The sequence below is a fragment of the Streptomyces sp. NPDC007189 genome, from assembly GCF_040703635.1.
Taxonomy (GTDB): Bacteria; Actinomycetota; Actinomycetes; order Streptomycetales; family Streptomycetaceae; genus Streptomyces.
The window spans coordinates 106852-132376 of sequence record NZ_JBEYEY010000009.1 but is presented as its reverse complement, the minus strand read 5'-3'; the positions used below and the strand labels follow the sequence as shown (position 1 = coordinate 132376).

Below are 25525 nucleotides of genomic sequence, written 5' to 3'. Positions count from 1 at the left end.
CCGGAGGATTCGATGACCCCGCCCACCGCCCATCATGATCCGTACGCGGAGCCGTACGGGGACGAGGGCGACCAGCCGCTGGTCCGTCCGTACGCGATGACCGGCGGCCGGACCCGGCCGCGCTATCAGCTCGCGATCGAGGCGCTGATCAGCACCACCGCGGACCCCGCAGCACTCATGGGGCTGCTCCCGGAGCACCAGCGCATCTGCCACCTGTGCCGTGAGGTCAAGTCGGTCGCGGAGGTCTCCGCGCTGCTGGCCATGCCGCTCGGGGTGGCCCGGATCCTGGTAGCCGACCTCGCCGAGGCCGGCCTGGTCGCCATCCACCAGCCGGGTGGCGACGAGAACAACGGCGGCGCACCGGACGTGACGCTGCTCGAAAGGGTGCTCAGTGGACTTCGCAAGCTCTGACGGGGGCCGGGCCACCACCTCCGCGAAGATCGTGGTGGCGGGCGGCTTCGGCGTGGGCAAGACCACGTTCGTCGGCGCCGTCTCGGAGATCAACCCGCTGCGCACAGAGGCCGTCATGACGTCCGCTTCGGCCGGCATCGACGACCTCACTCACACCGGGGACAAGACCACCACCACGGTGGCCATGGACTTCGGCCGCATCACCCTGGACCAGGACCTGATCCTGTACCTGTTCGGCACCCCCGGTCAGGACCGGTTCTGGTTCATGTGGGACGACCTGGTGCGCGGCGCGATCGGCGCGGTCGTGCTCGTGGACACCCGGCGCCTCGCCGACTGCTTCCCGGCCGTCGACTACTTCGAGAACAGCGGCCTGCCCTTCGTCGTCGCCCTGAACGGCTTCGACGGCCAGCAGCCGTACGCTCCGGAGGAGGTGCGGGAGGCGCTGCAGATCGGCCCCGACACCCCGATCATCACCACGGACGCCCGCCACCGCGCCGACGCCAAGAGCGCGCTGATCACGCTGGTCGAGCACGCCCTGATGGCGCGGCTGAAATAGCACCGGCGTCCGCACTCAAGTGCGACGTCACATACGGCAGTTGTCGTAAAGGAACCTCGGAGCCGACTGTGGCCTTTGACACGGTCGGCTCCGGTGTTCATAACAGTTCGGCAGAGGAATCCCCCGGGATCACCACGCCGCGCGGTCGGGCAGTGCCGCTGTGCTCACAATCGCCCCGCAATTTGCCGGGGCTCGTTCTTTATGACCGTTTTATCTGGGCCTTACAAGAGCATCACGACGGGGTTTCCACTGTTTGGAAGAGCACTGGTCCGCGTGCTGGAATGCCTGAACTGCCCAATAGTCAAAGACGTACTCAACTGTCGACGACGAAACGGGCTCTGAGAGACTGCGGCACGACGTAGGTGCCGACCGCCGAGAGGTTGTTGGTCGAGTGAGGCGAAGCAAGAACGGTCCCGAGCCGTCGGCACGGGGCAACTTCACCCCGCCGCCGCGCGCTGCGGCTCCCAGCCCGGTAACCGGTGCGGAGCCGGCGGCCACTCCCGCGCCGAGCGGCGGCCGTTTCTCCCCGCGCAACTGGCGCGTACCGACCAGGCTGAACGCGATCCTGCTGATTCCCGTGGCGGTCGGCCTCGTCATGGGCGGATTCCAGGTGAAGACCTCGATCGACACCTGGCAGCAGGCACGCGACGCCGAGAACACCGCGCGTCTGGTACGCGCCTCGCTGTCGTACGCCGACGCTCTCTACAACGAGCGGGACACCACCGCCGCTCCCCTGCTCAAGGGCAGCCAGGAGACCGCCACGGACAAGGCGATCGTCACGCAGGCCCGCAACAAGACCGACAAGGCGGCCGACGCCTTCGACCAGGCCGCGCAGAACATGCCGCACAAGTCGGGCCTGGAGCGCCGGCTGAAGCTGTTCCGCCAGACGGAGCCCAAGCTGCAGTCCCTGCGGGCGGCCGCCTACACCTCCAACCTCACCGGCGTGCAGACCGAAGAGGGCTACGTCGCGGTCGCCCACCCGCTGATGGAGTTCGCCAACGAGCTGGGCCTGGGCACCGGCAACATCACCTCCTACGGCCGTACCGTCTACGCCATCTCGCTGACCAAGGCGGCGCTGTCGCTGGAGCGCTCGATCGGCATGCACATGCTGATCAAGCCGGGTCCGGACGCCGGCAACCTGGCGAGCCAGCGGGTCGCCCTGTCCTCCTACGCCTACCTGGAGGGCATCGCCGTCGAGGAGTACCTCGGCGGTGGCACCCAGGCCGACGCGGACCGGCTGGACGCGGAGAAGGCGGACATCCAGGCCAAGGCCAAGGCGATGGTCCAGGAGGCCAAGGCCAAGGACCCGAACTACGTGGCGCCGCCGTCCGACTCGAAGGACATGGTCACGGCCCTCGCCACGCTGGACTCCACCAGCCTGGCCGCGCGTCAGCAGCTCGCCGCCAAGGGCATCACCCCGGAGAACTGGTGGGCGGTCAACACGCTCAAGTTCGACGCGTACCGCGCGATCGAGTCGGACATGGCCGACAAGGCGGTGAGCGAGGCCTCCGGCATCGCCGACGACGCCAAGAACTCCGCGATCACCACCGGTGCCGTCGTCGTCGTGGCCCTGCTGCTCGCCTTCATCCTGGCCGGCGCCGTGGCCCGCCAGATGAGCCGCTCGATGCGCCAGCTGCGCAACGCCGCCTTCGGCATCGCCGAGCAGCGCCTGCCGATGCTGGTCGACCAGCTCTCCCGCACCGACCCCGGCCGGGTCGACACCCGGGTCGCCCCGATCCCGATCAACACGAAGGACGAGATCGGCGAGGTCGCCCGCGCCTTCGACCAGGTCCACCGCGAGGCGGTCCGGCTCGCCTCCGAGCAGGCCCTGCTGCGGGGCAACATCAACGCGATCTTCACCAACCTCTCGCGCCGCAACCAGTCGCTGATCGAGGGCCAGCTGACCCTGATCACCGAGCTGGAGAACAACGAGGCCGACCCGGACCAGCTGGAGAACCTCTTCCGGCTGGACCACCTGGCGACCCGTATGCGCCGCAACGGCGAGAACCTCCTGGTCCTCGCCGGCGAGGAGCCCGGCCGCCGCTGGGACCAGCCGGTCCCGCTGGTCGACGTGCTGCGCGCCGCCTCCTCCGAGGTGGAGCAGTACGAGCGCATCGAGCTGTCCGGCGTCCCGGAGGCCGAGATCCACGGCCGCGCGGTCACCGACCTCGTGCACCTGCTGGCCGAGCTGCTGGAGAACGCGACCACGTTCTCCTCCCCGCAGACCAAGGTCCGCGTGACCGCGACCCGTCTCCCCGACGGCCGCATCATGATCGAGATCCACGACAAGGGCATCGGCCTGACGGCCGAGGACTTCGCGGACATCAACCACAAGCTGGCCAACCCGCCGACCGTGGACGCCGCGATCTCCCAGCGCATGGGCCTGTTCGTGGTCGGCCGGCTGTCCGACCGGCACGGCATCCGCGTCCAGCTGCGCCCCTCGGGCGAGCAGGCCGGCACCACCTCGCTGGTCATGCTGCCGGACGCGATCACGCACGGCGGTGGCGGCGAGGCCCCGCTGGACCGCGAGGAGTTCACCGTCTCGCAGATCATCCCGGAGCAGCAGTTCCAGGGTGAGAACTTCAGCCAGCTGCAGCCGATGCGCACCGCCGCGGAACTCGGCTTCGACGACGCCCGGTACGCCGACGTCCCCGACGACATCCGCGAGCTGGACCCCGTCGGCCGCTCCCTGATGCGCGAGGAGCGCCGGGCGGCCCTGGAGGCCCAGTCGCACGGCCAGCAGCCCGGCGGGCCGCAGCAGGAGTCCGCCGAGGCCCCCGCCTACGAGGACCCGCTGTTCGACGGGCAGAACGCGTACCAGGAGCGGCAGCAGGCGTACGAGGAGCCCTCGTACCAGGAGCAGCAGGCCGCGTACCGGGAGCCGTACTCCGAGTCGTCCACGGGCGCCCACGCGGCGACGCAGGCGACGTCGTACGACAAGCCCTACGAGGAGCAGTACTACGCGCCGACCGGCGAGCTGCCGCAGGCCGACGGCTACTCGTCGAACGAGGGCTACTCCTCGAACGACGGTTACTCCTCCAACGGCGGCTACCCGGAGCCCGCGTACACCGAGCCGGCCGCGAGCCCCTCGTACCAGGACGACTGGCCGCAGCAGCCTCAGCAGGACGGCTACCAGAACGGCCATCCTGCCCAGTACGCTCCGGAAACGGAGTCCTCGCAGGCCGCTGACGCAAGTGAGCCGGACCGCGTAGGCTTCGACCGTCCGGGAACGGCATCTCCCGCCGCACACAAGCTGACCGACGCCGGGCTGCCCCGCCGCGGGTCCGTGGCGAGCGGTTCCAACGGCTCGGGTACCGCGGCCGGCACGGCGCGCGTGCAGCAGGAAGCGCCGGCTCCCACTCCGGAGGCAGGCGGCGACAGCAGCTGGCGCTCGCAGAACGACGAGCGGTGGCAGCAGGCGGCGCAGCTCCGGAAGCCCAAGGCAGGCGGGGTCACCGCCTCCGGTCTGCCCAGGCGGGTGCCCAAGGCCAACCTGGTCTCGGGTGCCGCCGAAACCACCCCCCAGGGGGGCCCACAGGTCTCCCGTGCCCCGGAGGACGTCCGGGGCAGGCTGAGCAACCTGCGCCGCGGCGTCCAGCGCGGACGCAGCGCAGGCAGTGAAACGAACGGCCAGGGCTTCGGTCCTGACAGCACCTACAACCAGGAGCGTTAGTGTGAGCCCGATGAGCCAGGCGGCACAGAACCTGAACTGGTTGATCACCAACTTCGTGGACAACACCCCGGGGGTGTCCCACACGGTGGTGGTCTCCGCCGACGGACTCCTTCTGGCGATGTCCGAAGGCTTCCCCCGCGACCGCGCCGACCAGCTCGCGGCCGTCGCCTCCGGTCTGACCTCGCTGACCGCCGGTGCCTCGCGCATCTTCGAGGGCGGCAGCGTGAACCAGACGGTTGTGGAGATGGAGCGGGGATTTCTCTTCATCATGTCCATCTCCGACGGGTCGTCCCTCGCTGTTCTGGCCCACCCGGAGGCGGACATCGGCCTCATCGGGTACGAGATGGCCCTTCTGGTGGACCGCGCGGGCACGGTACTGACCCCGGATCTGCGCGCTGAGCTCCAGGGCAGCCTTCTCAACTAGTAATCGGACGGTGCGTATTCGCGTCCCGGGGCCGTAAGGTTTCGGGACGCGGTGCACAGCGATGGGCGCCAGGCACAGTCGGAGGAGGAGAAAGTGGCAACACCCCCAGGTGGTTCGCATCCGGGCAACTGGTCGTACGGTCCTGCCCAGGGCCAGGGCGACGGCTCGGCGAACCGGTACAACTTCCCCTCCGCTCCCCGCCACCGCCAGCCGTACGCCCCGCAGGGCCCCGGCCCCTCGCCGTACGACCAGCCGCCGGCCCCGCGCATCCAGCCGGTGCAGCCGCAGCGCCGCCCCGAGCCGGCGCCGGCGGCCAACAACCCCTTGGTGCGTCCGTACGCCATGACCGGCGGCCGGACCCGCCCGCGCTACCAGCTCGCCATCGAGGCGCTGGTGCACACCACCGCCGCTCCGCACCAGATGCAGGGCCAGCTGCCCGAGCATCAGCGGATCTGCAACCTCTGCCGAGAGATCAAGTCGGTAGCGGAAATCTCCGCGCTCCTGACAATCCCCCTCGGCGTGGCCAGGATCCTCGTCGCCGACTTGGCGGAGGCGGGCCTGGTCGCCATCCATCAGCCCGGCGGCGACGAGAACGCCGGTGGCCAGCCAGACGTGACACTGCTCGAAAGGGTGCTCAGTGGACTTCGCAAGCTCTAGCGGCGGTCCTTCCCGCTCCACCACCTCCGCGAAGATCGTGGTGGCGGGCGGCTTCGGCGTGGGCAAGACCACGTTCGTCGGCGCCGTCTCGGAGATCAACCCGCTGCGCACAGAGGCCGTCATGACGTCCGCTTCGGCCGGCATCGACGACCTCACCCACACCGGGGACAAGACCACCACCACGGTGGCCATGGACTTCGGCCGCATCACCCTGGACCAGGACCTGATCCTCTACCTCTTCGGTACGCCGGGCCAGGACCGCTTCTGGTTCATGTGGGACGACCTGGTCCGCGGCGCCATCGGCGCGATCGTGCTCGTGGACACCCGCCGCCTCGCCGACTGCTTCCCGGCCGTCGACTACTTCGAGAACAGCGGCCTGCCCTTCGTCATCGCCCTCAACGGCTTCGACGGCCAGCAGCCCTACAGCCCCGACGAGGTCCGCGAGGCCCTCCAGATCGGCCCCGACACCCCGATCATCACCACGGACGCCCGCCACCGCGCCGACGCCAAGAGCGCGCTGATCACCCTGGTCGAGCACGCCCTGATGGCGCGCCTGCGCTAGCCCATCGCTCGAGAAGCACCCCGCGTCCCCAAGGGCGCGGGGTGCTTCTGTGTCTGCCCGCACACCAAAACGGGCCCCTCCACAGGGGGAGGGGCCCGTCAGGAACCGGCCGAAGCGGCGCGACCTAGCGCCAGCTGTGCGGGGCGCGGAAGCCGGGCTCGCGTTCGAGGCGGCGCCAGGCGGCCCGGGCGCGGGCTCGGTGGGGGTGGGCCGTGGGGGCGGGCTGGGCGGCCGCGCGGGCCAGGAGGACGGCCGTGATGGCGGCGACTTCCTCGGGCTCGGCGTGGCCCTTCTCGACGCGGATGTCGGGAGTGCTCATGGGTGTCAGTCTCCGTGAGAGAGAGGTCCGCGGGGTTGCCGCGGCGGGTCCGCTCGGTTACTGCGGGGGGTTGCCGTGCTTGCGGGAGGGCAGGTCGGCGTGCTTGGACTGCAGCATCGCCAGCGACCTGACCAGGACCTCGCGGGTCTCGGCGGGATCGATGACGTCGTCCACGAGGCCGCGCTCGGCCGCGTAGTACGGGTGCATCAGCTCGGCCTTGTACTCCTTGACCATCCGGGCCCGCATGGCCTCGGGGTCCGGCGCCTCGGCGATCTGGCGGCGGAAGATGACGTTGGCGGCGCCCTCGGCGCCCATGACGGCGATCTCGTTGGTGGGCCAGGCGTAGGTGAGGTCGGCGCCGATCGACTGGGAGTCCATGACGATGTAGGCACCTCCGTACGCCTTGCGCAGGATCAGCGAAATCCTCGGCACGGTCGCGTTGCAGTAGGCGTACAGCAGCTTCGCGCCGTGGCGGATGATTCCGCCGTGCTCCTGGTCGACACCGGGGAGGAACCCCGGCACGTCCAGGAAGGTGACGATCGGGATATTGAAAGCGTCACACATCTGGACAAAGCGCGCAGCTTTTTCGCTCGCCTCGATGTCCAGCACGCCGGCCAGCACCTGCGGCTGGTTGGCGATGATGCCGACGACCTGGCCGTCGAGACGGGCGAGGGCGCAGATGATGTTGCGCGCCCAGCGCTCGTGGACCTCGAGGTACTCGCCGTCGTCGACGATCTCCTCGATGACCTTCGCCATGTCGTACGGCCGGTTGCCGTCGGCCGGGACCAGGTCCAGCAGGACGTCGGACCGGCGCTCCACCGGATCGCTCGAGTCGACCCGCGGCGGGTTCTCCCGGTTGTTCTGCGGCAGCAGCGACAGCAGGTACCGCACCTCGGCGATGCAGGTCTCCTCGTCGTCGTACGCGAAATGGCACACGCCGGAGGTCTCCGCGTGCACGTCCGCGCCGCCGAGCCCGTTCTGCGTGATCTCCTCGCCGGTGACCGCCTTGACCACGTCCGGGCCGGTGATGAACATCTGCGAGGTGTCACGGACCATGAAGACGAAGTCCGTCAGGGCGGGGCTGTAGGCCGCACCGCCCGCGCACGGGCCCAGCATCACGCTGATCTGCGGGATCACCCCGGACGCCTTGGTGTTGCGCTGGAAGATGCCGCCGTAGCCGGCGAGAGCGCTGACGCCCTCCTGGATGCGGGCGCCCGCACCGTCGTTGAGCGACACCAGCGGAGCCCCGGCCGCGATGGCCATGTCCATGATCTTGTGGATCTTCGTGGCGTGGGCCTCGCCCAGCGCGCCGCCGAAGATCCGGAAGTCGTGGGCGTAGACGAAGACCGTACGGCCCTCGACCGTGCCCCACCCGGTGACGACGCCGTCGGTGTACGGCTTCTTCGCCTCCAGGCCGAAGCCGGTCGCCCGGTGCCGGCGCAGCTGCTCGACCTCCTGGAAGGACCCCGGGTCCAGGAGCAGCTCGATCCGCTCCCGCGCCGTCAGCTTGCCCTTGGCGTGCTGCGCCTCGGTCGCCTTCTCGCTGGGGCCCGCCACTGCCTTCGCACGGATCTCGTGCAGTTCGGCGACCCGCCCGCGCGCGTCCGTCGGCTCGCCGGTCGGCTCACCCGTCGTCTCTTCCAAAACGGTCATGTAGCGACCTTACGAAGGACACCAAGGAAAGCGAGCCGTCGACTCCGTACAGTCTCCGGCCCGTTTTCCTGGTAGCAGTGAACAGAACCACGGCCGCATGCAGCCGTTCCGACTGCTCACAGGGCGTCGGCGTTGTAAGGGGGCCACAAAGACGCCACCGGAGAGCCACCTCACATTCGCGGCCCGCGCATGCCATCGCCGGGGTGACATGGGACCTCGGACGGCGGTCCCCCGAACGGAGCACACCGGCCCGGCGCACCGACGATACAGGACAAAAGGGCGGCGGCCGGCCACCGCACGACGGGACCGGCCGCCGCCCTCCTCGCCCGGCTCAGCAGCCGCCGCAGTTGTAGTACAGGGCGTCCCAGTGGGTGCCCTCGTCGGCGTAGACGTTGCCGGAGGCGGACTGCCACATCGGGTAGCCGTCGCCGCGCAGGCCGATGTAGCCGAAGTTGTTCTTGATGTACGACGTCACGCAGGTGTTCTTGCTGTAGTCGAGCTTGTAGCCGTTCCAGTGCGAGTAGGTGCCGGAGGCGTGGCCGGTCTCGGTGCCGCCGGTGATGTTGAGGGCGCAGCCGCTGGCCCGCTTCAGGGTCTGGGCGCCCTGGGCGGTGGCGAGGTTGAGCTGGTCGAAGGACGTGCACGTGGAGTTGTTGCGGTTGGTGCAGTTGCCGGAGGACGACCAGGTGATGCCGACCTGACGGAACATCGACTCGGCGGTGGCCTGGCTGATCTTCGTGACGGCGAAGGCGTCGGTGGCGGTGCCGACGACGGCGACACCGGGGGCGACGACGAGGGCGAGCGCGGTCAGGACAGAGCGGAGCCGCATGGGTCTGGTGAGCTTCATGGGGACCTTTCCTGCGTAGGGCCGTGCTTCCAGTGGGGCGGCTGTGCAGGTGGTGCACGCAGATGGTGCCCGAGTTCTACGCGCGTCCGCCAGAGGGCGTACGAGATCACTCCATGCGACGACAAAAATACTCTCCGGATGATGTTGAAAACCGAACCGAATGGGGCTACGGTCATACTTACCGACTTGGTTTAACGTTCAACTGATCTGATCCGGGAGTACGACATGGGCATCTTCAGCCGCAAGGACAGCACCGCCGAAGGCACGGCCGCACCGACCGCCACGAGCCCCGACCTTTCCGCGCTGACCGGCGACTACACGATCGACCCGGCGCACACCACGATCGGCTTCACCGCCCGGCACGCCATGGTCACCAACGTCAAGGGCGCCTTCCACGACTTCACCGGCACGCTGCACCTGGACGGCGCGGACCCGAGCCGGTCCACCGCCACGATCGACGTCCAGATGGCGAGCATCGAGACGGGCAACGCCGACCGGGACGGCCACCTGAAGTCCGCCGACTTCTTCAAGATCGACGAGTTCCCGGCCATGACGTTCCGCTCCACGAAGGCGGAGGCCCTGGGCGGCGACGAGTACCGCATCACCGGCGACCTCTCCCTGCTCGGGGTGACCAAGGAGATCACCATCGACCTGGAGTTCAACGGCGCCGCGAAGGACCCGTTCGGCAACGAGCGCGTCGGCTTCGAGGGCAAGGCGGAGATCCTGCGCTCGGAGTGGGGCCTGACCTGGAACGCGGCCCTGGAGACCGGCGGCGTCCTGATCTCCGACAAGATCAAGCTCAACTTCGAGATCTCCGCCATCAAGCAGGCCTGACCCGCCGTCCCGTGGTGCGGTCACCCCTCGAACTCGCACCACACGAACTTCCCGGGGTCCCGCTCCCCCACGCCCCACTTGTCCGCGAGCGCCGACACCAGAACCAGACCCCGGCCACCCTCCGACTCCGTGGACGGCTCCCTCAGGCACACGGTCCCGGGACCGCTGTCGTGCACCTCCAGCCTGAGCGTGCCGTCCAGGAGACACAGCCGCACGGAGAAACCCCGGCCGGGCGGCACGCCGTACAGCAGGGCGTTGGTGGCCAACTCGCTGACGCACAGCAGCACATCGTCCTCCCGCGCCCGCCGCCGCCAGCTCTTCATCACCGCCCGCGTGAACTCCCTTGCCGCGCACACCGACCTGCGGTCCCGCCGGAAGAACGCCACGCGCATCTCGCCGAGTTGAGTTTCTTCGTTCACGGGACGAGCGTCACCGTACGTGACTAGATTGGACCACTGAGTGAGGTCGTAGAGCTTTTCTCTACGGCTCCACTACGAGGACTTCCGTACGGCACCGGGGAATGGCACACGCATGCCCAAGAAGGTCGGTACCTGGCAAGCGGTGGGCGCGCTGGTCGCCCACTACCGAAAGAAGGCTCGCCTCTCACAGGAGGGGTTGGCCGAGCAAGTCAACCTTCACGTCGACACCGTGGCGTCCATCGAGCAGGGCCGACTGGCTCTTCAGCCGCATCGCGCCGAGCAGTTCGATGAAGTGCTGGACACGGGCGGGGCGTTGGCGGTGCTGCTGGAGAAGCTGCCGGTTCGGGACCGGGTCGTTCAGTTCGCGCAGGGGCTGGTGGATCACGAGCAGGAGGCAATCAGCTACCTGTCGTACGAGACTCTGGTCGTTCCCGGCCTCCTTCAGACCCCGGACTACTGCCGGGCTGTCTTCGACTACCGGTACCCAGCCCTGGGCAGCGAGACGGCTGATCAGTGGGTCAAGGCCCGCATGGAACGGCAGTTGATCTGGCAGCGCGAGCAGCCGCCCGTGGGTCACTTCGTCTTGGAGGAGAGCATTCTGCGCCGTCCGGTCGGTGGTCCGGGCGTCATGCGTGAGCAGATCCGGCAGATCCTGGAGTTGACCCGGCCCGTTCACATGAGCGTTCAGATTGTGCCCACGAGCCAGACGCCTCACGCTGCGCTCGGTGGGCCCATGGTGCTCCTGGAGACTCCGGAGCATGAACGGCTCGTCTACCTGGAAGTCCAGCGGGCCAGCTTCCTCGTCGATGACCTAGATGAGGTCGGCTACTACCACCACAAGTATGCGATGCTGCGGTCCCAGGCGCTCTCCTGCCAGGAGAGCGAGCGCCTCCTTGAGGGACTGCTAGGAGAGTGATGAACACCGCAGCACTGGCTTGGTTCAAGTCCAGCTACAGCAGCAGCGAAGGCGGCAACTGCCTCGAAGTGGCCACCACCCCCACCACCATCCACATCCGTGACTCAAAGCGGCCGGCCGGCCCTGTCCTCACTCTCTCTCCCTCGACGTGGAGCGAGTTCCTGCGGGCGGCGGCGCTGGACCGGCAGTAGCCACCACGCCGCTGCCACGGACAGGCCGGCGCCGAGCGCGATCGCGGCCAGCCGGGTCGGCAGCAGGCTCACCGCGTCCTGGCCGAAGTAGCCGAGGAGCAGGGACAGGGCGGTCGTCATTCCGGCCGCCCAGTAGCCGTAGTTGAGCGGGCGCAGCCACAGGGCGACGGCCAGGACCGCGAACATCACCGCCGCCGCCGCGTGCCCGGTGACGCCGACGGCCGCCACGCCGGTGGCCAGCAGCGTGCCCACGGCCGCACCGGCGAACCGCTCAATCCCCTTGCGGAGCACGTCGGTTCGGCCCCGGTTGCCGCTCGCGGCCACGTACGCCGTCAGCACCGCCCACGGCCAGTGACCGTCGAAGAACAGCCGGCCGCAGACGAACGCCGCCGCGACACCCGCCGCCATCTGCAGCGCCATCCGCGTGCTGGGACGCGGACGCAGCCGCGAGGCCCGGCGGGGTGCGACCCGCTCGGGCTCCGGGCGCCAGGGTCCGTACCGGTCGCCGAGCCCCTGGACCAGCCAGACGCTGAGACAGGCCAGCACACCGACCACGGCCGACCAGAACCAGCTGACCAGCCCGCTCTCGGCCTCGGACGGCAGGGCCGGGCCGGGGACGACCAGCAGGGCCACGAACGGCAGGGTCAGCAGTGTGTTGTGCCCGCCTTGGCGGCGGCGGGGCCGTAGCGGCGGATCCAGATGCACAGGGAGATGCCCGCCGTGTAGACGGCGGCGCCGACGGCGTAGTGGTGCATGATCAGGCGGCCCAGCAGCTGGGCGCCGGCGGCCGTGGCCGGCAGCAGCACGAGCGCCGCGAGCCGGCGGCGCGGGGGTGCGGTGCGCTGGGTCGAGAACAGGGTCAGGGTCAGGGCGACCGCCAGGACGAGCACGTCGGTGTGCAGCCCGGCCGCGCCCTCCAGCCACAGGACGGTTCCCCAGCACAGCAGGACCGCCGTCATCGCCAACAGGGATTCGTACGCACTGCGTATGAGTTTTTCGCGCACAGGCTGACGATACAGCTACCCAGCGACGTCAGATATTAAGTACTCGCGTACTATTCAGTCATGGATCACCTCTACGAAGCCGCCCGTCTCCGCCGTGCCGTCGTCCGGCTCAACCGGCGTCTGCGGCAGGAGCGCGGGGAAGGGAGCCTCAGCCCCAACCAGCTCGCGGTGCTCGGGTATCTCCACCGGTACGGGCCCGCGACGCCCGGCGAGATCGCGGCGGCGGAGCGGCAGCGGCCGCAGTCGCTGACCCGGGTGTACGCCGAGCTGGAGTCCGAGGGGCTGATCGTGCGCCAGCGCGGCACGGACGACCGGCGCCGGTCCGTCCTGTCGCTCACCGAGGCCGGCCGCGCGGCCCTGGAACAGGACATGGCCGACCGCGACGCCTGGCTGGCGGGAGCGCTCGGCACCCTGGGCGAGACCGAGCGCGGTGTGCTGACCCTGGCTGCCGCGGTGATGGAACGGCTGGGGGCGCTTCAGACGCCTCACACGGACGGTGGGGGCTGAGCCCGAGCGGCCCTAGAACCCTCCGCCGAAGTCCCCGCCGCCCCCGTCGCCACCCCCGCCGAAGCCCCCACCGTCCCCGAACCCGCCCCCGAAGTCCCCCGCGTCGAAGTCCGTGCCGGACACGTCACCGCCCTGGTAGTCGCCCCCGTACCCGTCCCCGTATCCGTAGCCGTAGTCGGCCGCGTACGACGGGGTGGCCATCATGCTGCCCAGCAGCGTGCCGACGAGGAGGCCGGGGAGGATGCCGCCGCCGAAGTAGCCGCCCGCCCAGGGGCCGTAGGCGGGGCCCGCGTCCCAGTAGGGGCGGCGGCCGTAGTCCGTGTCGACCTCGCGGATGACCGGGTCGCGGCCGTCGGCCAGCCGGGTGCCGTCGGCGGCGCAGACGGGGACCTGGCGGGGCGCCCCGCCGGGCGGGGTCCAGGTGGCGTCGGTCACCGAGGGGCCGTGGCGCGGGTCGAAGAAGCAGGGCGGGCGGCGCTCGGGCAGCGGCCGGCCCGCCCGGCGGGCGGCGAGGCGGGCCAGGGAGAAACGGCCGTCCTCCAGTGCCTCGGTGACGGTCCGGACCTCCTCGGGGCGCGTCGCGGCGGCCATGCGCTGTTTCGCCGTCTCGTAGGCGTCCAGCGCGTGTGCGTAGTCGGCGCGCATCGCGTCGTCGGCGCCGGGCTCGCCCGGCTGGAAGTCGAGCCGGTCCAGTTCCTCGCCGAAGGCGGTGATGTCCTCGTCCACGACCACCCGCAGCCGGTCGAGCGCGGCCCGCTGGTCCTCGGCGCGCCTGCGGCGGTTGCGGCGGACCAGTGCGTAGGCGCCGGCGCCGCCCGCCACCAGCACCACGGCGACCGCGATCAGCGCCGTACCGGAGGATCCGCCGCCGCTGCCGCCCCAGCTCTTCGGGGCATGGCCGCCCATGTGGGCCAGCGCGCGGTCGGTGAAGTCGGTGAGCTGGGCCTTGGCGGACTCGCCCTGGACGCTGCTCACCAGGTTCTGCCGGGCCGTCGCCGACATGACGGAGGAGTCGGCGCGGGCGTCGAAGCGGTCGCCGAGGCGGATGCCGTACAGGCCGGTGACGCCGGTGGCCGCGCGCAGGTCGGAGAAGAGGTTCGCGGTGGGGTAGCCGGCCGGGAGGACCGCGATGAACAGCGGCTTGTCCGCGTCCTCGATGCGTTTCGCGAGCGCGTCGGCGTCGGCCTTCGACAGCCGGCCCGAGGCGGCCGGGTCGACGTAGACCGGGCTCTTGCGAAGGGCCTGGGCGACGGTGGAGATGCTCGTGTCCGCGCTCGCCCCGGGGGCGAGGACGGTCGCCATCACCAGGGCGAGGACGGCGAGCAGCAGTGCTGGGAGGCTTCGGTTCCGCAGGACGGCCTTCATCCTTCGAAACTACCCGAAGCCTCCCATAGTCGGGCATGGAGCCAGGTCTACGCCGCCCGGTACGCCTCGCTCAGCTTCTCCACCGCCTTCCCGTAGCGCCCGGTCAGCAGCAGATGGTCGGCGTCGGCGAACGGCTTGGCCACCGCCTGTGTCATCCGCTCCCCCACCCGGTTCTGCACGAACAGCCGCGCCTTGGTCACCAGCTCGCGTCCGGCCCGGTCGTCGCCCCTGCGCTCGGCCGCCGTCGCCGCCGCGCCCAGCGCCTTGAGGGTGGCTGTACCGCCCTCGGGCGCGCTGGTGAGGGTGGTCAGGCCCCAGCCGTAGGGGAACTGGGGGTCGTACGACGCGTCGCCGACGTTGATCGGCAGCTGGGACTCGGACTTCGGCCAGGTGACGGGGAGCTGCCCGGTGAAGGGCCGCTTGCCGTAGAGGACGTCGGCGACGCCCTCGCCCTCGGTGCCGGGCAGCCAGGACGCCACGAGAGCGTCGATGTCGCCGAGCCGGTCGCCGATGAGCTGCGGGCGGCCGGAGACGATCAGCACCGCGCACTTCATGGCCGCGCACACCTTGTCCACGGCCGCCTGGTCGGCCGCCGACAGCTGGAGGCTGTGCCCGTTGCCGACGTCGCCGACGCCCTCGGCGTACGGGGTCTCGCCGACGACGACCACGCCCACGTCGTAGCCGTCCGTGGAGGCGGAGGCGTCCTTGGAGTAGGTGACGTTCCCGCCGGCGTCGCGCATGCCCTGCAGGATGGTCGTGCCCTGGGTGTGGGTGCCGGAGGCGCCCTGCCAGGTGATGGTCCAGCCGCCGGTCTGGTTGCCGAGGTCGTCGGCGTTGGACCCGGCGACGTACACCTTCTCGCTCTTCTTCAGCGGCAGCAGCCCGCCGCTGTTCTTCAGCAGCACCTGCGACTCGGCCGCCGCCCGGCGGGCGACCGCCCGGTGCGCCGGGGAGCCGATGGCGGCGGCGCCGGAGGTGTCGGCGTAGGGGTGCTCGAACAGGCCGAGCTTGAACTTCTGGGTGAGGATGCGGGAGACCGCGTCGTCGATCCGCTTCTCGCTGATCCGGCCCGCCTTCACCTCGTCGGCGAGCGTGGAGCTGAAGTCCTTGTAGGAGTTCGGCACCATCATCATGTCGACGCCCGCGTTCACCGCCGTGCGGACATGGGCGGCGTAGTCGCCGGGGAGCTGGTCGATGGCGTTCCAGTCGCTGATGACGAAGCCGCCGAAGCCCATCCGGTCCTTGAGCACGCCGTTGATCATGTCGCCGCGGGCGTGCATCTTCACCGCGCCCTTGCCGTCGCCGACGATGTCGAGGGAGGAGTACGACGGCATGACCGTGCCGATCCCCCTCTGGACGGCGGTCTGGTACGGCGCCAGGTGGATGTCCTCCAACTGCTGCCGGGTGACCGTGGTGACGCCCTGGTCGATGGTGTAGGTGCCGGTGGTGGAGGAGCCGTAGGCGGTGCCGCCGTCGCCGACGAAGTGCTTGGCGGTGGCCAGCACCTTGTCGTTCCGGCTCAGGTCACGGCCGTCGGCGCTGCCCTGGAGGCCCTGGATCATCGTCTCCATGGACTGCACGAGGGCCGGGTCCTCGCCGAAGGACTCGTAGGAGCGGCCCCAGCGTTCGTCGCGGCTCACGCACAGGCAGGGCGCGAAGTCCCAGGGGATGCCGGTGGCGCGCACCTCGGCGGCCGTCACCGAGCCCGTGTCCTGGGCGAGTTGGGGATCCCGGCTGGCCCCGATGCCGATGTTGTGCGGCATGATCGTGGCGCCGGCCAGGTTGTTGTGGCCGTGGACGGCGTCGACGCCGTAGATCAGCGGGACCTGGAACCGGGTGGCCTGCGCCCGGAGCTGGAACCCGTCGATCATCTTCGCCCAGGCCTCGGGGGTGTTCGGCGTGGGCGTGGAACCGCCGCCGGACAGGAGCGAGCCGAGGGAGTACGCCGCGACGTCCGCGCCGCCGCCGACGGCGCCGCGCTCGGCCTGGGTCATCTGCCCGGCCTTCTCCTGAAGGGACATGCGGGACAGCAGATCCGCGACGCGCTTCTTCACGGGCAACTTGGCGTTCTGGTACGGCAGTCCGTGCGCGTCGATCACGACCTGCGGGGTCTCGGCGGGCGCCTTCGCGCCGGTGACCGTGAGCTTCAGCGGGATCGTCTTCGCGGCCGAGGGTGCCCGGTTCGGCCGGGTGGGCACCTCGATGGTCCGCGTCGTGCCCGAGGCGGTGCCGGCCGGGAAGGTGAGGGTGCCCTCGACCGGGGTGTAGTCCCGGCCGGCGGTGGCGGTGCCGCCGCCGGTGGAGTAGCTGACCGTCACCGGGTCGTCCACGGGCCGGTCGCCGGTCGTGGCCAGGGTGACCTGGACCCGGGCGGTGCCGCCGGCCTTGACGGGGTAGACGGGCGCGCCGGTGGTGACGGAGGCGTGCAGCGCCTGGTCGGCCTTGCCGTACAGCTCGACGTCGTCCATGGCGAAGTCGCCCTTGGCGCCGGCCGGGAGGGTGACGGCGTACCCCCACATCTGTGTGAGGCCGAGGACGTGGTCGATGCCGCCGACGGGCTGGTAGTCGGTGCGGTACTGGAAGTCGGTGAACGGGATCTCGATCTGCTTCCAGCCGGTGAAGTCGTCGGTGAAGGAGGTCGTCCACAGCTCGGAGGCCTCGCCGTTCGCGCCGCCGTCCTTGATCTCGAAGGCGATCTTGCGGCCGTTGTCCCGGCCCTCCCACCAGAAGCGGATGCCCTGGTGGGCGGACCAGTCGTGGGCCGGCTGGTCCGCGGCGAAGTCATGGGTGAAGCCGCCGTAGCCGCTGATGTCGTAGGTGCCGGTGAGGACCTTGGCGCCCTCGGGGGCGTCGGCGCGGTCGGCCAGGCGCAGGGCGGGCGGGTCGTCGGCGTCGCTTCCCCAGGTGAAGATGCCGTCGGCGGGCTGGGAGGCGAAGGGCACCTCGCCCTCGAAGCGGTCGACGGGGGTCGGCGCGGGGTCGTCGGCGGCGTGCGCCGCGGCGGACAGGGGCAGCAGGGCGGCGAGCAGAGCCCCGGAGACGAGCAGGGCGGTTCTCGGCATAGACCTTCCCTCGGCTCTCATGGTTCACTCATGGCTTAGATCACGCCGTGAGTTAACTAACGGCTCGCCAAACCGTCAAGACGGCACGTCAGTTGCGTCTTGCGTGACATCCCCACAGTCGACCCGAGAGGAAGGGCGACACACCATGAGGAGAACCCCCCGCACAGTCCGGCTGCTGCTCGCCGGACTGCTCTCCGCCGCCGGCTTCACCGCCGCCGTGCCCCCCGCGCACGCGGCCGGTGAGCAGGTCACGGCCTGGCTCACCACCACCGACGACTCCGCCGGCCGGCATGTCGTCCGCGGCCTGCAGGCCCAGACGCCGTTCGCCTTCCAGTCCGGCACCGGCGGCAGCGGCACGAACATCACCGTGGACGAGAACACCCGCTACCAGACCTTCACCGGCGGCGGCGCGTCCTTCACGGACACCGCGGCCTGGCTGATGAACAGCAGCGGGGCGCTGTCCCAGGCGACCCGGGACGCGACCATGCGCAAGCTGTTCTCGCCGACGGACGGCATCGGGCTGTCGTTCCTGCGCAACCCGATGGGCGCCTCGGACCTCGCGCGGTACGGCTACACGTACGACGACGTGCCGTCCGGCCAGACCGACCCGTCCCTGGCGAAGTTCTCGATCGCCCACGACCTCGCCGACGTCGTGCCGCTCACGAAGCAGGCGCTCCAGCTCAACCCGTCCCTGACGGTGATGGCCTCGCCGTGGACGGCACCGGCCTGGATGAAGGACAGCGGCTCGCTCAACGGCGGCTGGCTCAAGTCCGAGGACTACGGCGCGTACGCCTCGTACTTCGTGAAGTACCTCCAGGCGTACAAGGACCAGGGGATCAACGTCTCGTACGTCACCCCGCAGAACGAGCCGACGTGCTGCTCCGGCTACCCGTCGATGAGCTGGAACGCCTCCGGCATCCAGTACTTCCTCAAGAACGACCTGCTGCCGCAACTGCAGTCGGCGGGCCTGTCCACCAAGGTCCTGGCGCACGACTGGAACTGGGACACCTACGACTCCTACGCGGCCCTGTCGGTGGACGACCCGGCGATCCGCAATCACCCCAACTTCGGCGGGATCGCCTGGCACGGCTACGGCGGTGACGTCAGCGAGCAGACCACGGTGCACAACAAGTACCCGTCGCTGGACGCGTTCGGCACCGAGCACTCCGGCGGCACCTGGATCGCCGACCAGCAGCGCGAGGACATGTCCAACATCATCGACTACACCCGCAACTGGGCGAAGTCGGTGACCAAGTGGTCGCTGGCCGTGGACCAGAACATGGGTCCGCACAACGGCGGTTGCGGCACCTGCACCGGGCTGATCACCGTGCACAACGGCGACGGGGCGAGCGGGACGGTCGACTACACCGTCGAGTACTACGACATGGGCCACCTGACCAAGTTCGTCCGGCCGGGCGCCCAGCGGATCGCCTCGACGGCGTCCACCACCGTGCCGAACGTGGCCTGGCGCAATCCCGACGGCAGCAAGGCGCTGATCGCCTACAACGACTCCTCCTCGGCGCAGACCGTCACGATCAACTGGGGTTCGCAGCACGCCACCTACTCGCTGCCCGGCAGGACCTCGGCCACCTTCACCTGGTCCGGCACCCAGTCCAGCGGCGGCGCCCGCACCGGATCCTTCGTCGGCCTGGCCGGCAAGTGCCTCGACCTGGCGGGCGGTTCGAACGCCAACGGCACGGCGGTGCAGCTCTACGACTGCAACGGCACGGCGGCCCAGCAGTGGACGGTCCAGCCCGACGGGTCGATCCAGGCGCTCGGCAAGTGCCTGGACGTGACCTCGGGCTCGACGGCGGACGGCGCGAAGGTGCAGTTGTACGACTGCAACGGATCCGGCGCACAACAGTGGTCGTACAACTCTTCGACCGGTGATGTGGTCAACACTGCGGCGAACAAGTGCCTCGACGTCACGGACAACTCGTCGGCGAACGGGGCGCGGGCGCAGATCTGGTCGTGCACCGGGGCCGCCAACCAGAAGTGGACACTGCGGTAGGGGGCGCATGAGACGCACGGGGGCCGTGGCGGCGGGGATCGCCGGCGGGATGCTGCTGCTGAGCGGCTGCGCAGCCGTCGACCTGCCGCTCGCGGGGGTGCGGGCCGGCGCGGACGGGACGCCGTACGCGGTGTTCCGTCCGTGCGGCGACGACGCCTACCGGGGCCCGTCCCTCGAAGGGCGGCCGCGCGGCGGCGGGGACGGGTCCGCGACCACCGGGTGGGATGCGCGCAGAGAGGGGCTGCACGGGGACACCGAGTTCCCGCTCTTCGCCCCGCCCGCGGGCTGGCACGCCCGGCACCGCGGCACGCAGGAGCTGCTGCCCGGGCACGACTACACCCTGGGTTTCGGGCACTACGTCACCGGTGACTCCTACAACGCGGTCGTGGAGTTCACCGCCGCGCAGATCGCCCGGCTGCGGCCCGGACAGGTGTGGGCGGACGGGCGGGCGATGAGCCTGGGCTCCTTCGAGCGGCTCGCCGAGGAGTCCTGCTGAGCGGGACGGGTGTGGCGTGGTGCGCATCGGGCGCCCACGGACCATGGTGGTGGGTATGACCACACCGCAGGATCTGTTCCTCGTCAGTCTCGACGTGCCCGGCGACCATCCCGTCGAGGCGGGTGATCTGGCGCTGGCGCTGGCGGGGGCCGAGCTGATCGACCTTCTCGGGGCGCGGGCGCTCACCCTGGACGGTGAGCGGATCGTGCCCGGCCCGGTGCTGACCACGGGTGACCGGATGCTGGACGAGGCCGGGGCCGCGCTGCGGCGCGAGGAGCCGTACGAGACGGTCGAGGACTGGCTGTGGCGCCGGGGCGAGGGGCTGGCCACGGCCTACCGGGACGTGCTGGACGCCGGGGGGCAGCTGTCCGGCAAGCGGCACCGCTGGCCGCACCGGGCGGCCAAGGCCGCGGCCGCCGACACCCCGGCCCGCCGGCACGCCGCCGACCGCTGGTGGTCCCGCGAGCCCGTCCTCGCCGGGCTCGCCGCCACCCTGGGCATCCAGGGCGAGCAGCCGCCCGAGGAGGAACCGGGCGACGAGTCCGTCGTCACCGTACTGGTCGCGGTCGGCGACGCGGTGACCGAGCTGGGGGCCGTACGCGAGCGGCGGCGCATCGAGAACGTGGCCTTCGACAACATCTGGCGGGCGCCCTGAGCGTCAGACGACCGGCTCGCCGATCCCCAGCAGGTTGCCCTCGCTGTCCCGGAACCACGCGGCCCGCTCCCCGCGCGCGCCCTTGCTGGGGTAGTTGCCCTCGATCTCGGCGATGCCGTCGCGGGTGCGGAAGCCGGGCGCGTCCACGTCCTCGAACACCACCCCGCGCCGCCTCAGCTCCGCCACCACCGCTTCCAGGTCGTCGACCTCGAAGCCCATCTGGGTGAAGGTGCCGGGCGAGGCGCCGGTGGAGCGGAACACCACGAAATCGGTCCCGCCGCACCGGTACAGCAGCCCGCCGGGGCGTTCGTCGACGGGCTCGAGGCCGAGTACGTCGGCGTAGAAGCGCCGGGCCCGCTCCAGGTCCCGGGCGGGCAGCCGGGTCGCGGCACGGGCCCGGGACAGCACGTCGGCGTCGGTCATGCCTCCACTATGGCTACTCGGCCGGCTCTACGCCCGCCCGCAGCAGGCCATAGGTGTACGCGTCCTCCAGCGCCTGCCAGGACGCGGCGATGACGTTCTCCGCCACGCCGACCGTGGACCACTCGCCGGCGCCGTCCGAGGTGGAGATCAGGACGCGGGTGGTGGAGGAGGTGCCGTGCACGCCCTCCAGGATGCGGACCTTGTAGTCGACCAGGTCCAGCTTGGCGAGCTGCGGGTAGATCTTCTCCAGGGCGACGCGCAGGGCGCGGTCGAGGGCGTTGACCGGGCCGTTGCCCTCCGCCGTGGCGACGATCCGCTCGCTCTTGGCCCACAGCTTGACCGTGGCTTCGTTGGCGTGGGTGCCGTCGGGGCGGTCCTCGACGATGGCCCGCCAGGACTCCACGTCGAAGTACTTCAGCGGGCGGCCCTCGACCTCGGCGCGCAGCAGCAGCTCGAAGCTCGCGTCCGCCGCCTCGTAGGTGTAGCCCTTGAGCTCGCGCTCCTTGACCCGCTCGACCACCCGGCCGACCAGTTCCCGGTCGCCGCCCAGGTCGATGCCCAGCTCCTTGCCCTTCAGCTCCACCGAGGCGCGGCCCGCCATGTCGGAGACGAGCATGCGCATGGTGTTGCCGACCAGCTCGGGGTCGATGTGCTGGTACAGGTCCGGGTCTACCTTGATCGCGGAGGCGTGCAGGCCCGCCTTGTGCGCGAACGCCGACACCCCCACGTACGGCTGGTGGGTGGAGGGGGTGAGGTTGACGACCTCGGCGATGGCGTGGGAGATCCGGGTCATCTCCCGCAGCCTGCCCTCGGGCAGCACCTTCTTGCCGTACTTCAGCTCCAGGGCCGCGACCACCGGGAAGAGGTTGGCGTTGCCGACGCGCTCGCCGTAGCCGTTGGCCGTGCACTGCACGTGCGTGGCGCCCGCGTCCACCGCCGCCAGGGTGTTGGCCACCGCGCAGCCGGTGTCGTCCTGGGCGTGGATGCCGAGCCGGGCCCCGGTGTCGGCCAGGACCGTGGCGACGACCGCGTGGACCTGCGCCGGCAGCATGCCGCCGTTGGTGTCGCACAGGATCACGACGTCGGCGCCCGCCTCGGCGGCCGTACGGACGACGGCCTTGGCGTACTCGGCGTTGGCGCGGTAGCCGTCGAAGAAGTGCTCGCAGTCCACGAACACCCGGCGGCCCTGCTCGCGCAGGTACGACACCGTGTCGCGGACCATCTCCAGGTTCTCGTCCAGCGTGGTGCGCAGCGCCAGCTCCACGTGCCGGTCGTGCGACTTCGCGACCAGGGTGATCACCGGGGCGCCGGAGTCGAGGAGCGCCTTGACCTGGGGGTCGTCGGCGGCTTTCGCGCCGGCGCGGCGGGTGGCGCCGAAGGCGACGAGCTGGGCGTGCCGGAAGTCGATCTCCGCCTGGGCGCGGGCGAAGAACTCGGTGTCACGGGGGTTCGCGCCGGGCCAGCCGCCCTCGATGAAGCCGACGCCGAAGTCGTCCAGGTGCCGGGCGATGGCGAGCTTGTCCGCGACGGTGAGGTTGATGCCCTCGCGCTGCGCCCCGTCGCGCAGCGTCGTGTCGAAGACGTGGAACGAGTCGTCGAGCTCGCTGGTTGCCGTCTCGGTCATGGTCTCAAGGCTCCTGTTGTGGATCTTCGGTCTTACCGGAATGACCGGCTCCACCGTCCCCCCAATGGTCCCTCGCGCACCGCTTCCGGCCGTGGGTGGGGCCGGAAAACGAAAAAACCCCTCGCGGGTGCGAGAGGTCTGCGCGCGGGTCGAGGACGACGGTGGCCACCCGCACCTGGTCGTACGAGGTGGTCACTGCGGACCGGCGCGCCTGCTGCCAATAATCATGGCGAACGAGAGCACGGGGGCAGTCTGGCACAGTCCCGCCCCCGGCTCGCCGTCCGTCTCAGGATGCGGTCGTCAGACTGGAATCCGTACGGTCCCTCACCCGGGCGAGGTCCAGGTCCTTGGTCTCCCGCATGGTGACGTACACCACCAGCGACACGGCGGCGCAGCCCGCCACGTACCAGAAGAAGCCGGACTCGACGCCGGCCTTCTTGAACCACAGGGCGATGTACTCCGCCGTACCGCCGAAGAGGGCGTTGGCCAGGGCGTACGGCAGGGCCACGCCGAGGGCGCGGACGCCGGTCGGGAACAGCTCGGCCTTCACGCAGGCGTTGATCGAGGTGTAGCCGGTGACGACGACCAGCGCGAGCAGGGCGAGCCCGAGGGCCGGCCAGAAGCCGCCGGCGTGCCCCAGCAGCGTCATGATCGGCACGGTGAGGACGGTGGAGCCGACGGCGAAGGTGATGAGCAGCGGGCGGCGGCCGATCCGGTCGGACAGGGCGCCCGCGAGGGGCTGGAGGGCGGCGAAGACGAGCAGCGCGGTGAAGGAGACGAGCGTGGCCGTCTGCTTGGACAGGCCCGCGGAGTTGGACAGGTACTTGGTCAGATAGGTGGTGTACGTGTAGTACGCGACCGTGCCGCCCATGGTGAGGGCCATGACCAGCAGCGCCTCCCGGCGGTGCTGCCACAGGGCGCGCAGGGTGCCGCGCTCCTCGGTGCGCGAGGTGTCCTCCTCGTAGACCTCGGTCTCCAGCATGCTGCGCCGCAGATAGAAGACGACGGCCGCGCCGAGCGCGCCGACGACGAACGGGATCCGCCAGCCGTAGCTGTGCAGGGCGCTGTCCGACATGGTCCGCTGGAGGATGATCTGCAGTCCGAGGCCGACGATCTGCCCGGCGGTCATGGAGACGTACTGGAAGCTGGAGGCGAACCCGCGCCGCCTGGGGTCCGAGGCCTCGGTCAGATAGGTGGCGCTGGCCGCGTACTCGCCGCCCACGGACAGGCCTTGCAGCAGGCGGGCGACGAGCAGGACGAGCGCGCCGCCGTAACCGGCCACCGCGTAGGTCGGGGCGACGGCGATCAGGACCGCCGACGCCGACATCAGCGTCACGGTCAGCGTCAGCGCCGCCTTGCGGCCCCTGCGGTCCCCGACCCGGCCCAGCAGCCAGCCGCCCACGGGGCGCATGAAGAAGCCGACGGCGAAGATCCCGGCGGTGTTCATCAGCTGGGCGGTGGGGTTCCCCTTCGGGAAGAACGCGCCGGCGAAGTAGGTGGCGAAGCTCGCGTACACGAACCAGTCGAACCACTCGACCATGTTCCCCGCCGAACCGACCCAGATCTTCTTCCAGTGTTGTGGTCCCATGGGCCGGTACATGCCCGCCCGCGGAGGAAACGATTCCTTTACCTCCCCGGCCACCCGCCTCCGCTACCCGCCTCCCCGCAGCCCCCAGTCGTCGAGCCCCGAGTAGATCACCGCGACGCGGCCCCTGGGGAAGTCCAGGGCCTCGGCCTCCCCCGTGTACAGAGCCACCAGCGAGTCGGCGCCCCGCCACCAGGTGTCCGCCAGACCCCGCACCTCGGCCACCGGCTCGCAGCCGTCCCGTTCGACGCCGTCGGCGTCATCGCCGACGAGCGTGGTGATCTGCCGTGCCCACCGAGACGCGTGATGAGCCAGCGCGAGCGACTCCACCCATCCCTCGACGGTCGCGTGGAGGGGCACCCACCGGTTCGCGTGGATGCCGAACTCGCCCGACGGCCCGATCATGAACGAGTAGGGCACCGCGGTTCGCTGCGTCCCGGCCTCGAACCACCAGCCCTCGGAGTCCGACCCTTCCGGCGCGTCCGGCTCGAGGTACCTGGGTCCTCCGTCGTACTGCGGCGCGGGCGGCAGGAGCAGACCGCCCCAGCGCCGCTGGTAGGCCGCCATGCGGTCGATCACCGCGGCGGGGACGTCCCGCTCCAGCCACCACTGTCTGTGGCTCTCCACAGGCCGGACATCGACCGTGGCGCCGTGCGTGCCGACGAACCCCCGCGCTCGTCGCGTCAGGCCGTCGGGCACGTCGCGCAGGAGCCCGGCCCTCACGGCACCAGTGCCTCGTCGATGAACTCGCGGACGTGGGCCAGGACTTGGTCCCGGCCGGTGCCGCGCAGGCCGATGGCGACGTGGATGGAGAAGCCGTCGAGGAGGGCGCGCAGGCGGGTTGCGAAGCGGTCGGCGTCGACCTGGCGGAACTCGGCGCGTGAGACGCCCTCGGCGATCAGGGCGACCAGGTCGCGGTGCCAGGCGCCCTCGATGGCCAACTGCCGGGCGCGCGCGTCGTCGTCGGCGTTCTGCGAGCGGTTCCAGACCTCCAGCCACAGGGTCCAGTGCGGGTCGCGGTGGCCGTCGGGGACGTACAGGTCGACGTAGGCGGTGAGGCGCTCGCGGGCGGTGCCGGGGCCGGTGAGCAGCCGGCCCCGCTCCGCGCCGAGCCGGCCCTCGCTCCACTCCAGGGTGCGCAGCAGCAGCTCGTCCTTGGAGCGGAAGTAGTACAGGAGGTGGCCGCTGCTCATGCCGACCTCGCGGCCGAGCGCCGCCATGGTGAGCTTCTCCAGACCGCGGTCGGCGATCATGTCCATGGCGGCGGCGAGGACCTCCTCGCGCGGCGGCGCGTTCCTCCGCGCCCGTGCCGCACCGGCCATCGATGTCTC

26 protein-coding genes are annotated in these 25525 nt (G+C 70.6%); 13 read left to right on the top strand and 13 right to left on the bottom strand.

The genetic code is table 11. The features are described 5' to 3' along the window. Nucleotides 1-12: 12 nt before the first annotated feature. The 6 genes from AB0950_RS20095 (at nt 13) to AB0950_RS20070 (ending at nt 6283) form a co-directional block, all read left to right on the top strand. On the top strand, nt 13-411 hold the full coding sequence (locus AB0950_RS20095; protein ID WP_009190816.1) for a DUF742 domain-containing protein: 399 nt from the start codon (nt 13-15) through the stop codon (nt 409-411). Then, the gene (locus AB0950_RS20090; protein WP_069778535.1) at nt 392-967 is read left to right on the top strand and encodes an ATP/GTP-binding protein; all 576 of its coding nucleotides are present in this window, start codon (nt 392-394) and stop codon (nt 965-967) included. The genes AB0950_RS20095 and AB0950_RS20090 overlap by 20 nt, the downstream gene beginning before the upstream one ends. Nucleotides 968-1358: 391 nt before the next feature. Then, nucleotides 1359-4640: a nitrate- and nitrite sensing domain-containing protein gene (locus tag AB0950_RS20085; RefSeq protein WP_366779105.1), complete on the top strand. Its 3282-nt coding sequence runs from the start codon at nt 1359-1361 to the stop codon at nt 4638-4640. Nucleotides 4641-4650: 10 nt separating this feature from the next. Then, the gene (locus AB0950_RS20080; RefSeq protein ID WP_004983065.1) at nt 4651-5064 is read left to right on the top strand and encodes a roadblock/LC7 domain-containing protein; all 414 of its coding nucleotides are present in this window, start codon (nt 4651-4653) and stop codon (nt 5062-5064) included. A 93-nt stretch (nt 5065-5157) separates the two neighbouring features. Next, nucleotides 5158-5721 carry a DUF742 domain-containing protein gene (locus AB0950_RS20075; protein WP_360152418.1) on the top strand — a complete coding sequence of 188 codons (564 nt, stop codon included), beginning with the start codon at nt 5158-5160 and terminating at the stop codon, nt 5719-5721. Further along, a complete protein-coding gene (locus AB0950_RS20070) occupies nt 5702-6283 on the top strand; it encodes an ATP/GTP-binding protein (protein ID WP_093769009.1) in 582 nt (193 codons plus the stop codon). The genes AB0950_RS20075 and AB0950_RS20070 overlap by 20 nt, the downstream gene beginning before the upstream one ends. A gap of 124 nt (nt 6284-6407) precedes the next feature. Here the strand turns inward: AB0950_RS20070 and AB0950_RS20065 are convergent, their stop codons facing one another. The 3 genes from AB0950_RS20065 to AB0950_RS20055 all read right to left on the bottom strand — a co-directional run bounded on the left by AB0950_RS20065 (nt 6408) and on the right by AB0950_RS20055 (nt 9084). After that, nucleotides 6408-6602: an acyl-CoA carboxylase subunit epsilon gene (locus AB0950_RS20065; RefSeq protein ID WP_360152415.1), complete on the bottom strand. Its 195-nt coding sequence runs from the start codon at nt 6600-6602 to the stop codon at nt 6408-6410. Between the two features lie 57 nt (nt 6603-6659). Next, nucleotides 6660-8255 carry an acyl-CoA carboxylase subunit beta gene (locus AB0950_RS20060; RefSeq protein ID WP_360152412.1) on the bottom strand — a complete coding sequence of 532 codons (1596 nt, stop codon included), beginning with the start codon at nt 8253-8255 and terminating at the stop codon, nt 6660-6662. 331 nt (nt 8256-8586) lie between these two features. Further along, complete coding sequence (locus AB0950_RS20055) at nt 8587-9084, bottom strand: hypothetical protein (protein WP_360152933.1); 498 nt, start codon at nt 9082-9084, stop codon at nt 8587-8589. Between the two features lie 243 nt (nt 9085-9327). Between AB0950_RS20055 and AB0950_RS20050 the strand changes: the two genes are divergently transcribed. After that, a complete protein-coding gene (locus AB0950_RS20050; protein ID WP_366779104.1) occupies nt 9328-9936 on the top strand; it encodes a YceI family protein in 609 nt (202 codons plus the stop codon). Between the two features lie 20 nt (nt 9937-9956). Here the strand turns inward: AB0950_RS20050 and AB0950_RS20045 are convergent, their stop codons facing one another. Beyond that, on the bottom strand, nt 9957-10328 hold the full coding sequence (locus AB0950_RS20045; RefSeq protein ID WP_360152930.1) for an ATP-binding protein: 372 nt from the start codon (nt 10326-10328) through the stop codon (nt 9957-9959). A 139-nt stretch (nt 10329-10467) separates the two neighbouring features. On the opposite strand from AB0950_RS20045, the gene AB0950_RS20040 reads away from it, so the two are divergent. Both AB0950_RS20040 and AB0950_RS20035 read left to right on the top strand, forming a co-directional pair. Next, complete coding sequence (locus AB0950_RS20040; RefSeq protein WP_366779103.1) at nt 10468-11271, top strand: helix-turn-helix transcriptional regulator; 804 nt, start codon at nt 10468-10470, stop codon at nt 11269-11271. Continuing rightward, nucleotides 11271-11462, top strand: coding sequence for a DUF397 domain-containing protein (locus tag AB0950_RS20035; protein WP_366779102.1), 192 nt, complete (start codon nt 11271-11273; stop codon nt 11460-11462). The genes AB0950_RS20040 and AB0950_RS20035 overlap by 1 nt, the downstream gene beginning before the upstream one ends. On the opposite strand, the gene AB0950_RS20030 is transcribed toward AB0950_RS20035, so the two are convergent. After that, nucleotides 11376-12095: an FUSC family protein gene (locus AB0950_RS20030; RefSeq protein ID WP_366779101.1), complete on the bottom strand. Its 720-nt coding sequence runs from the start codon at nt 12093-12095 to the stop codon at nt 11376-11378. The two genes, AB0950_RS20035 and AB0950_RS20030, sit on opposite strands and share 87 nt — an antisense overlap. Before the next feature lie 11 nt (nt 12096-12106). Continuing rightward, the gene (locus AB0950_RS20025) at nt 12107-12466 is read right to left on the bottom strand and encodes a hypothetical protein (protein WP_366779100.1); all 360 of its coding nucleotides are present in this window, start codon (nt 12464-12466) and stop codon (nt 12107-12109) included. Between the two features lie 60 nt (nt 12467-12526). Between AB0950_RS20025 and AB0950_RS20020 the strand changes: the two genes are divergently transcribed. Beyond that, complete coding sequence (locus tag AB0950_RS20020; protein ID WP_366779099.1) at nt 12527-12973, top strand: MarR family transcriptional regulator; 447 nt, start codon at nt 12527-12529, stop codon at nt 12971-12973. Between the two features lie 12 nt (nt 12974-12985). Here AB0950_RS20020 and AB0950_RS20015 read toward each other — a convergent pair whose 3' ends face one another. Together AB0950_RS20015 and AB0950_RS20010 are read right to left on the bottom strand one after the other, a co-directional pair. Then, nucleotides 12986-14338 (bottom strand): hypothetical protein, encoded by a 1353-nt coding sequence (locus AB0950_RS20015; RefSeq protein ID WP_366779098.1) that lies wholly within the window; start codon nt 14336-14338, stop codon nt 12986-12988. 47 nt (nt 14339-14385) lie between these two features. After that, nucleotides 14386-17400: a glycoside hydrolase family 3 N-terminal domain-containing protein gene (locus AB0950_RS20010; RefSeq protein ID WP_360152391.1), complete on the bottom strand. Its 3015-nt coding sequence runs from the start codon at nt 17398-17400 to the stop codon at nt 14386-14388. A gap of 145 nt (nt 17401-17545) precedes the next feature. Between AB0950_RS20010 and AB0950_RS20005 the strand changes: the two genes are divergently transcribed. The 3 genes from AB0950_RS20005 to AB0950_RS19995 are packed head-to-tail and all read left to right on the top strand — an operon-like array spanning nt 17546 to nt 20562. Continuing rightward, nucleotides 17546-19411, top strand: coding sequence for a ricin-type beta-trefoil lectin domain protein (locus tag AB0950_RS20005; protein WP_366779097.1), 1866 nt, complete (start codon nt 17546-17548; stop codon nt 19409-19411). Between the two features lie 7 nt (nt 19412-19418). Next, a complete protein-coding gene (locus AB0950_RS20000; RefSeq protein ID WP_360152385.1) occupies nt 19419-19907 on the top strand; it encodes a hypothetical protein in 489 nt (162 codons plus the stop codon). 55 nt (nt 19908-19962) lie between these two features. Next, nucleotides 19963-20562: a GPP34 family phosphoprotein gene (locus AB0950_RS19995; RefSeq protein ID WP_360152382.1), complete on the top strand. Its 600-nt coding sequence runs from the start codon at nt 19963-19965 to the stop codon at nt 20560-20562. Nucleotides 20563-20565: 3 nt separating this feature from the next. Here AB0950_RS19995 and AB0950_RS19990 read toward each other — a convergent pair whose 3' ends face one another. The 5 genes from AB0950_RS19990 to AB0950_RS19970 form a co-directional block, all read right to left on the bottom strand. Beyond that, nucleotides 20566-20985, bottom strand: coding sequence for a VOC family protein (locus tag AB0950_RS19990; RefSeq protein ID WP_360152379.1), 420 nt, complete (start codon nt 20983-20985; stop codon nt 20566-20568). Between the two features lie 13 nt (nt 20986-20998). After that, nucleotides 20999-22609, bottom strand: a complete 1611-nt coding sequence (gene cimA, locus AB0950_RS19985; protein WP_360152376.1) for a citramalate synthase — start codon at nt 22607-22609, stop codon at nt 20999-21001. 286 nt (nt 22610-22895) lie between these two features. Then, entirely contained in the window at nt 22896-24197 is a 1302-nt protein-coding gene (locus AB0950_RS19980; RefSeq protein WP_360572749.1) for an MFS transporter, read from the bottom strand. Nucleotides 24198-24260: 63 nt separating this feature from the next. Continuing rightward, nucleotides 24261-24917 (bottom strand): hypothetical protein, encoded by a 657-nt coding sequence (locus AB0950_RS19975; protein ID WP_360572751.1) that lies wholly within the window; start codon nt 24915-24917, stop codon nt 24261-24263. Next, a complete protein-coding gene (locus tag AB0950_RS19970) occupies nt 24914-25516 on the bottom strand; it encodes a TetR/AcrR family transcriptional regulator (protein WP_360152367.1) in 603 nt (200 codons plus the stop codon). Before AB0950_RS19970 ends, AB0950_RS19975 begins: the two co-directional genes overlap by 4 nt. Between the last annotated feature and the right edge of the window lie 9 nt (nt 25517-25525).

Coding starts and splice junctions, on each gene's coding strand:
- AB0950_RS20065 (WP_360152415.1), bottom strand. CDS start 6,602: ATGAGCACTCCCGACATCCGCGTCGAGAAGGGCCACGCCGAGCCCGAG.
- AB0950_RS20080 (WP_004983065.1), top strand. CDS start 4,651: ATGAGCCAGGCGGCACAGAACCTGAACTGGTTGATCACCAACTTCGTG.
- AB0950_RS20000 (WP_360152385.1), top strand. CDS start 19,419: ATGAGACGCACGGGGGCCGTGGCGGCGGGGATCGCCGGCGGGATGCTG.
- AB0950_RS20035 (WP_366779102.1), top strand. CDS start 11,271: ATGAACACCGCAGCACTGGCTTGGTTCAAGTCCAGCTACAGCAGCAGC.
- AB0950_RS19990 (WP_360152379.1), bottom strand. CDS start 20,985: ATGACCGACGCCGACGTGCTGTCCCGGGCCCGTGCCGCGACCCGGCTG.
- AB0950_RS20045 (WP_360152930.1), bottom strand. CDS start 10,328: ATGCGCGTGGCGTTCTTCCGGCGGGACCGCAGGTCGGTGTGCGCGGCA.
- AB0950_RS20055 (WP_360152933.1), bottom strand. CDS start 9,084: ATGCGGCTCCGCTCTGTCCTGACCGCGCTCGCCCTCGTCGTCGCCCCC.
- AB0950_RS20005 (WP_366779097.1), top strand. CDS start 17,546: ATGAGGAGAACCCCCCGCACAGTCCGGCTGCTGCTCGCCGGACTGCTC.
- AB0950_RS20020 (WP_366779099.1), top strand. CDS start 12,527: ATGGATCACCTCTACGAAGCCGCCCGTCTCCGCCGTGCCGTCGTCCGG.
- AB0950_RS19970 (WP_360152367.1), bottom strand. CDS start 25,516: ATGGCCGGTGCGGCACGGGCGCGGAGGAACGCGCCGCCGCGCGAGGAG.
- cimA (WP_360152376.1), bottom strand. CDS start 22,609: ATGACCGAGACGGCAACCAGCGAGCTCGACGACTCGTTCCACGTCTTC.
- AB0950_RS20050 (WP_366779104.1), top strand. CDS start 9,328: ATGGGCATCTTCAGCCGCAAGGACAGCACCGCCGAAGGCACGGCCGCA.
- AB0950_RS20010 (WP_360152391.1), bottom strand. CDS start 17,400: ATGCCGAGAACCGCCCTGCTCGTCTCCGGGGCTCTGCTCGCCGCCCTG.
- AB0950_RS20015 (WP_366779098.1), bottom strand. CDS start 14,338: ATGAAGGCCGTCCTGCGGAACCGAAGCCTCCCAGCACTGCTGCTCGCC.
- AB0950_RS19995 (WP_360152382.1), top strand. CDS start 19,963: ATGACCACACCGCAGGATCTGTTCCTCGTCAGTCTCGACGTGCCCGGC.
- AB0950_RS19980 (WP_360572749.1), bottom strand. CDS start 24,197: ATGGGACCACAACACTGGAAGAAGATCTGGGTCGGTTCGGCGGGGAAC.
- AB0950_RS20060 (WP_360152412.1), bottom strand. CDS start 8,255: ATGACCGTTTTGGAAGAGACGACGGGTGAGCCGACCGGCGAGCCGACG.
- AB0950_RS20095 (WP_009190816.1), top strand. CDS start 13: ATGACCCCGCCCACCGCCCATCATGATCCGTACGCGGAGCCGTACGGG.
- AB0950_RS20040 (WP_366779103.1), top strand. CDS start 10,468: ATGCCCAAGAAGGTCGGTACCTGGCAAGCGGTGGGCGCGCTGGTCGCC.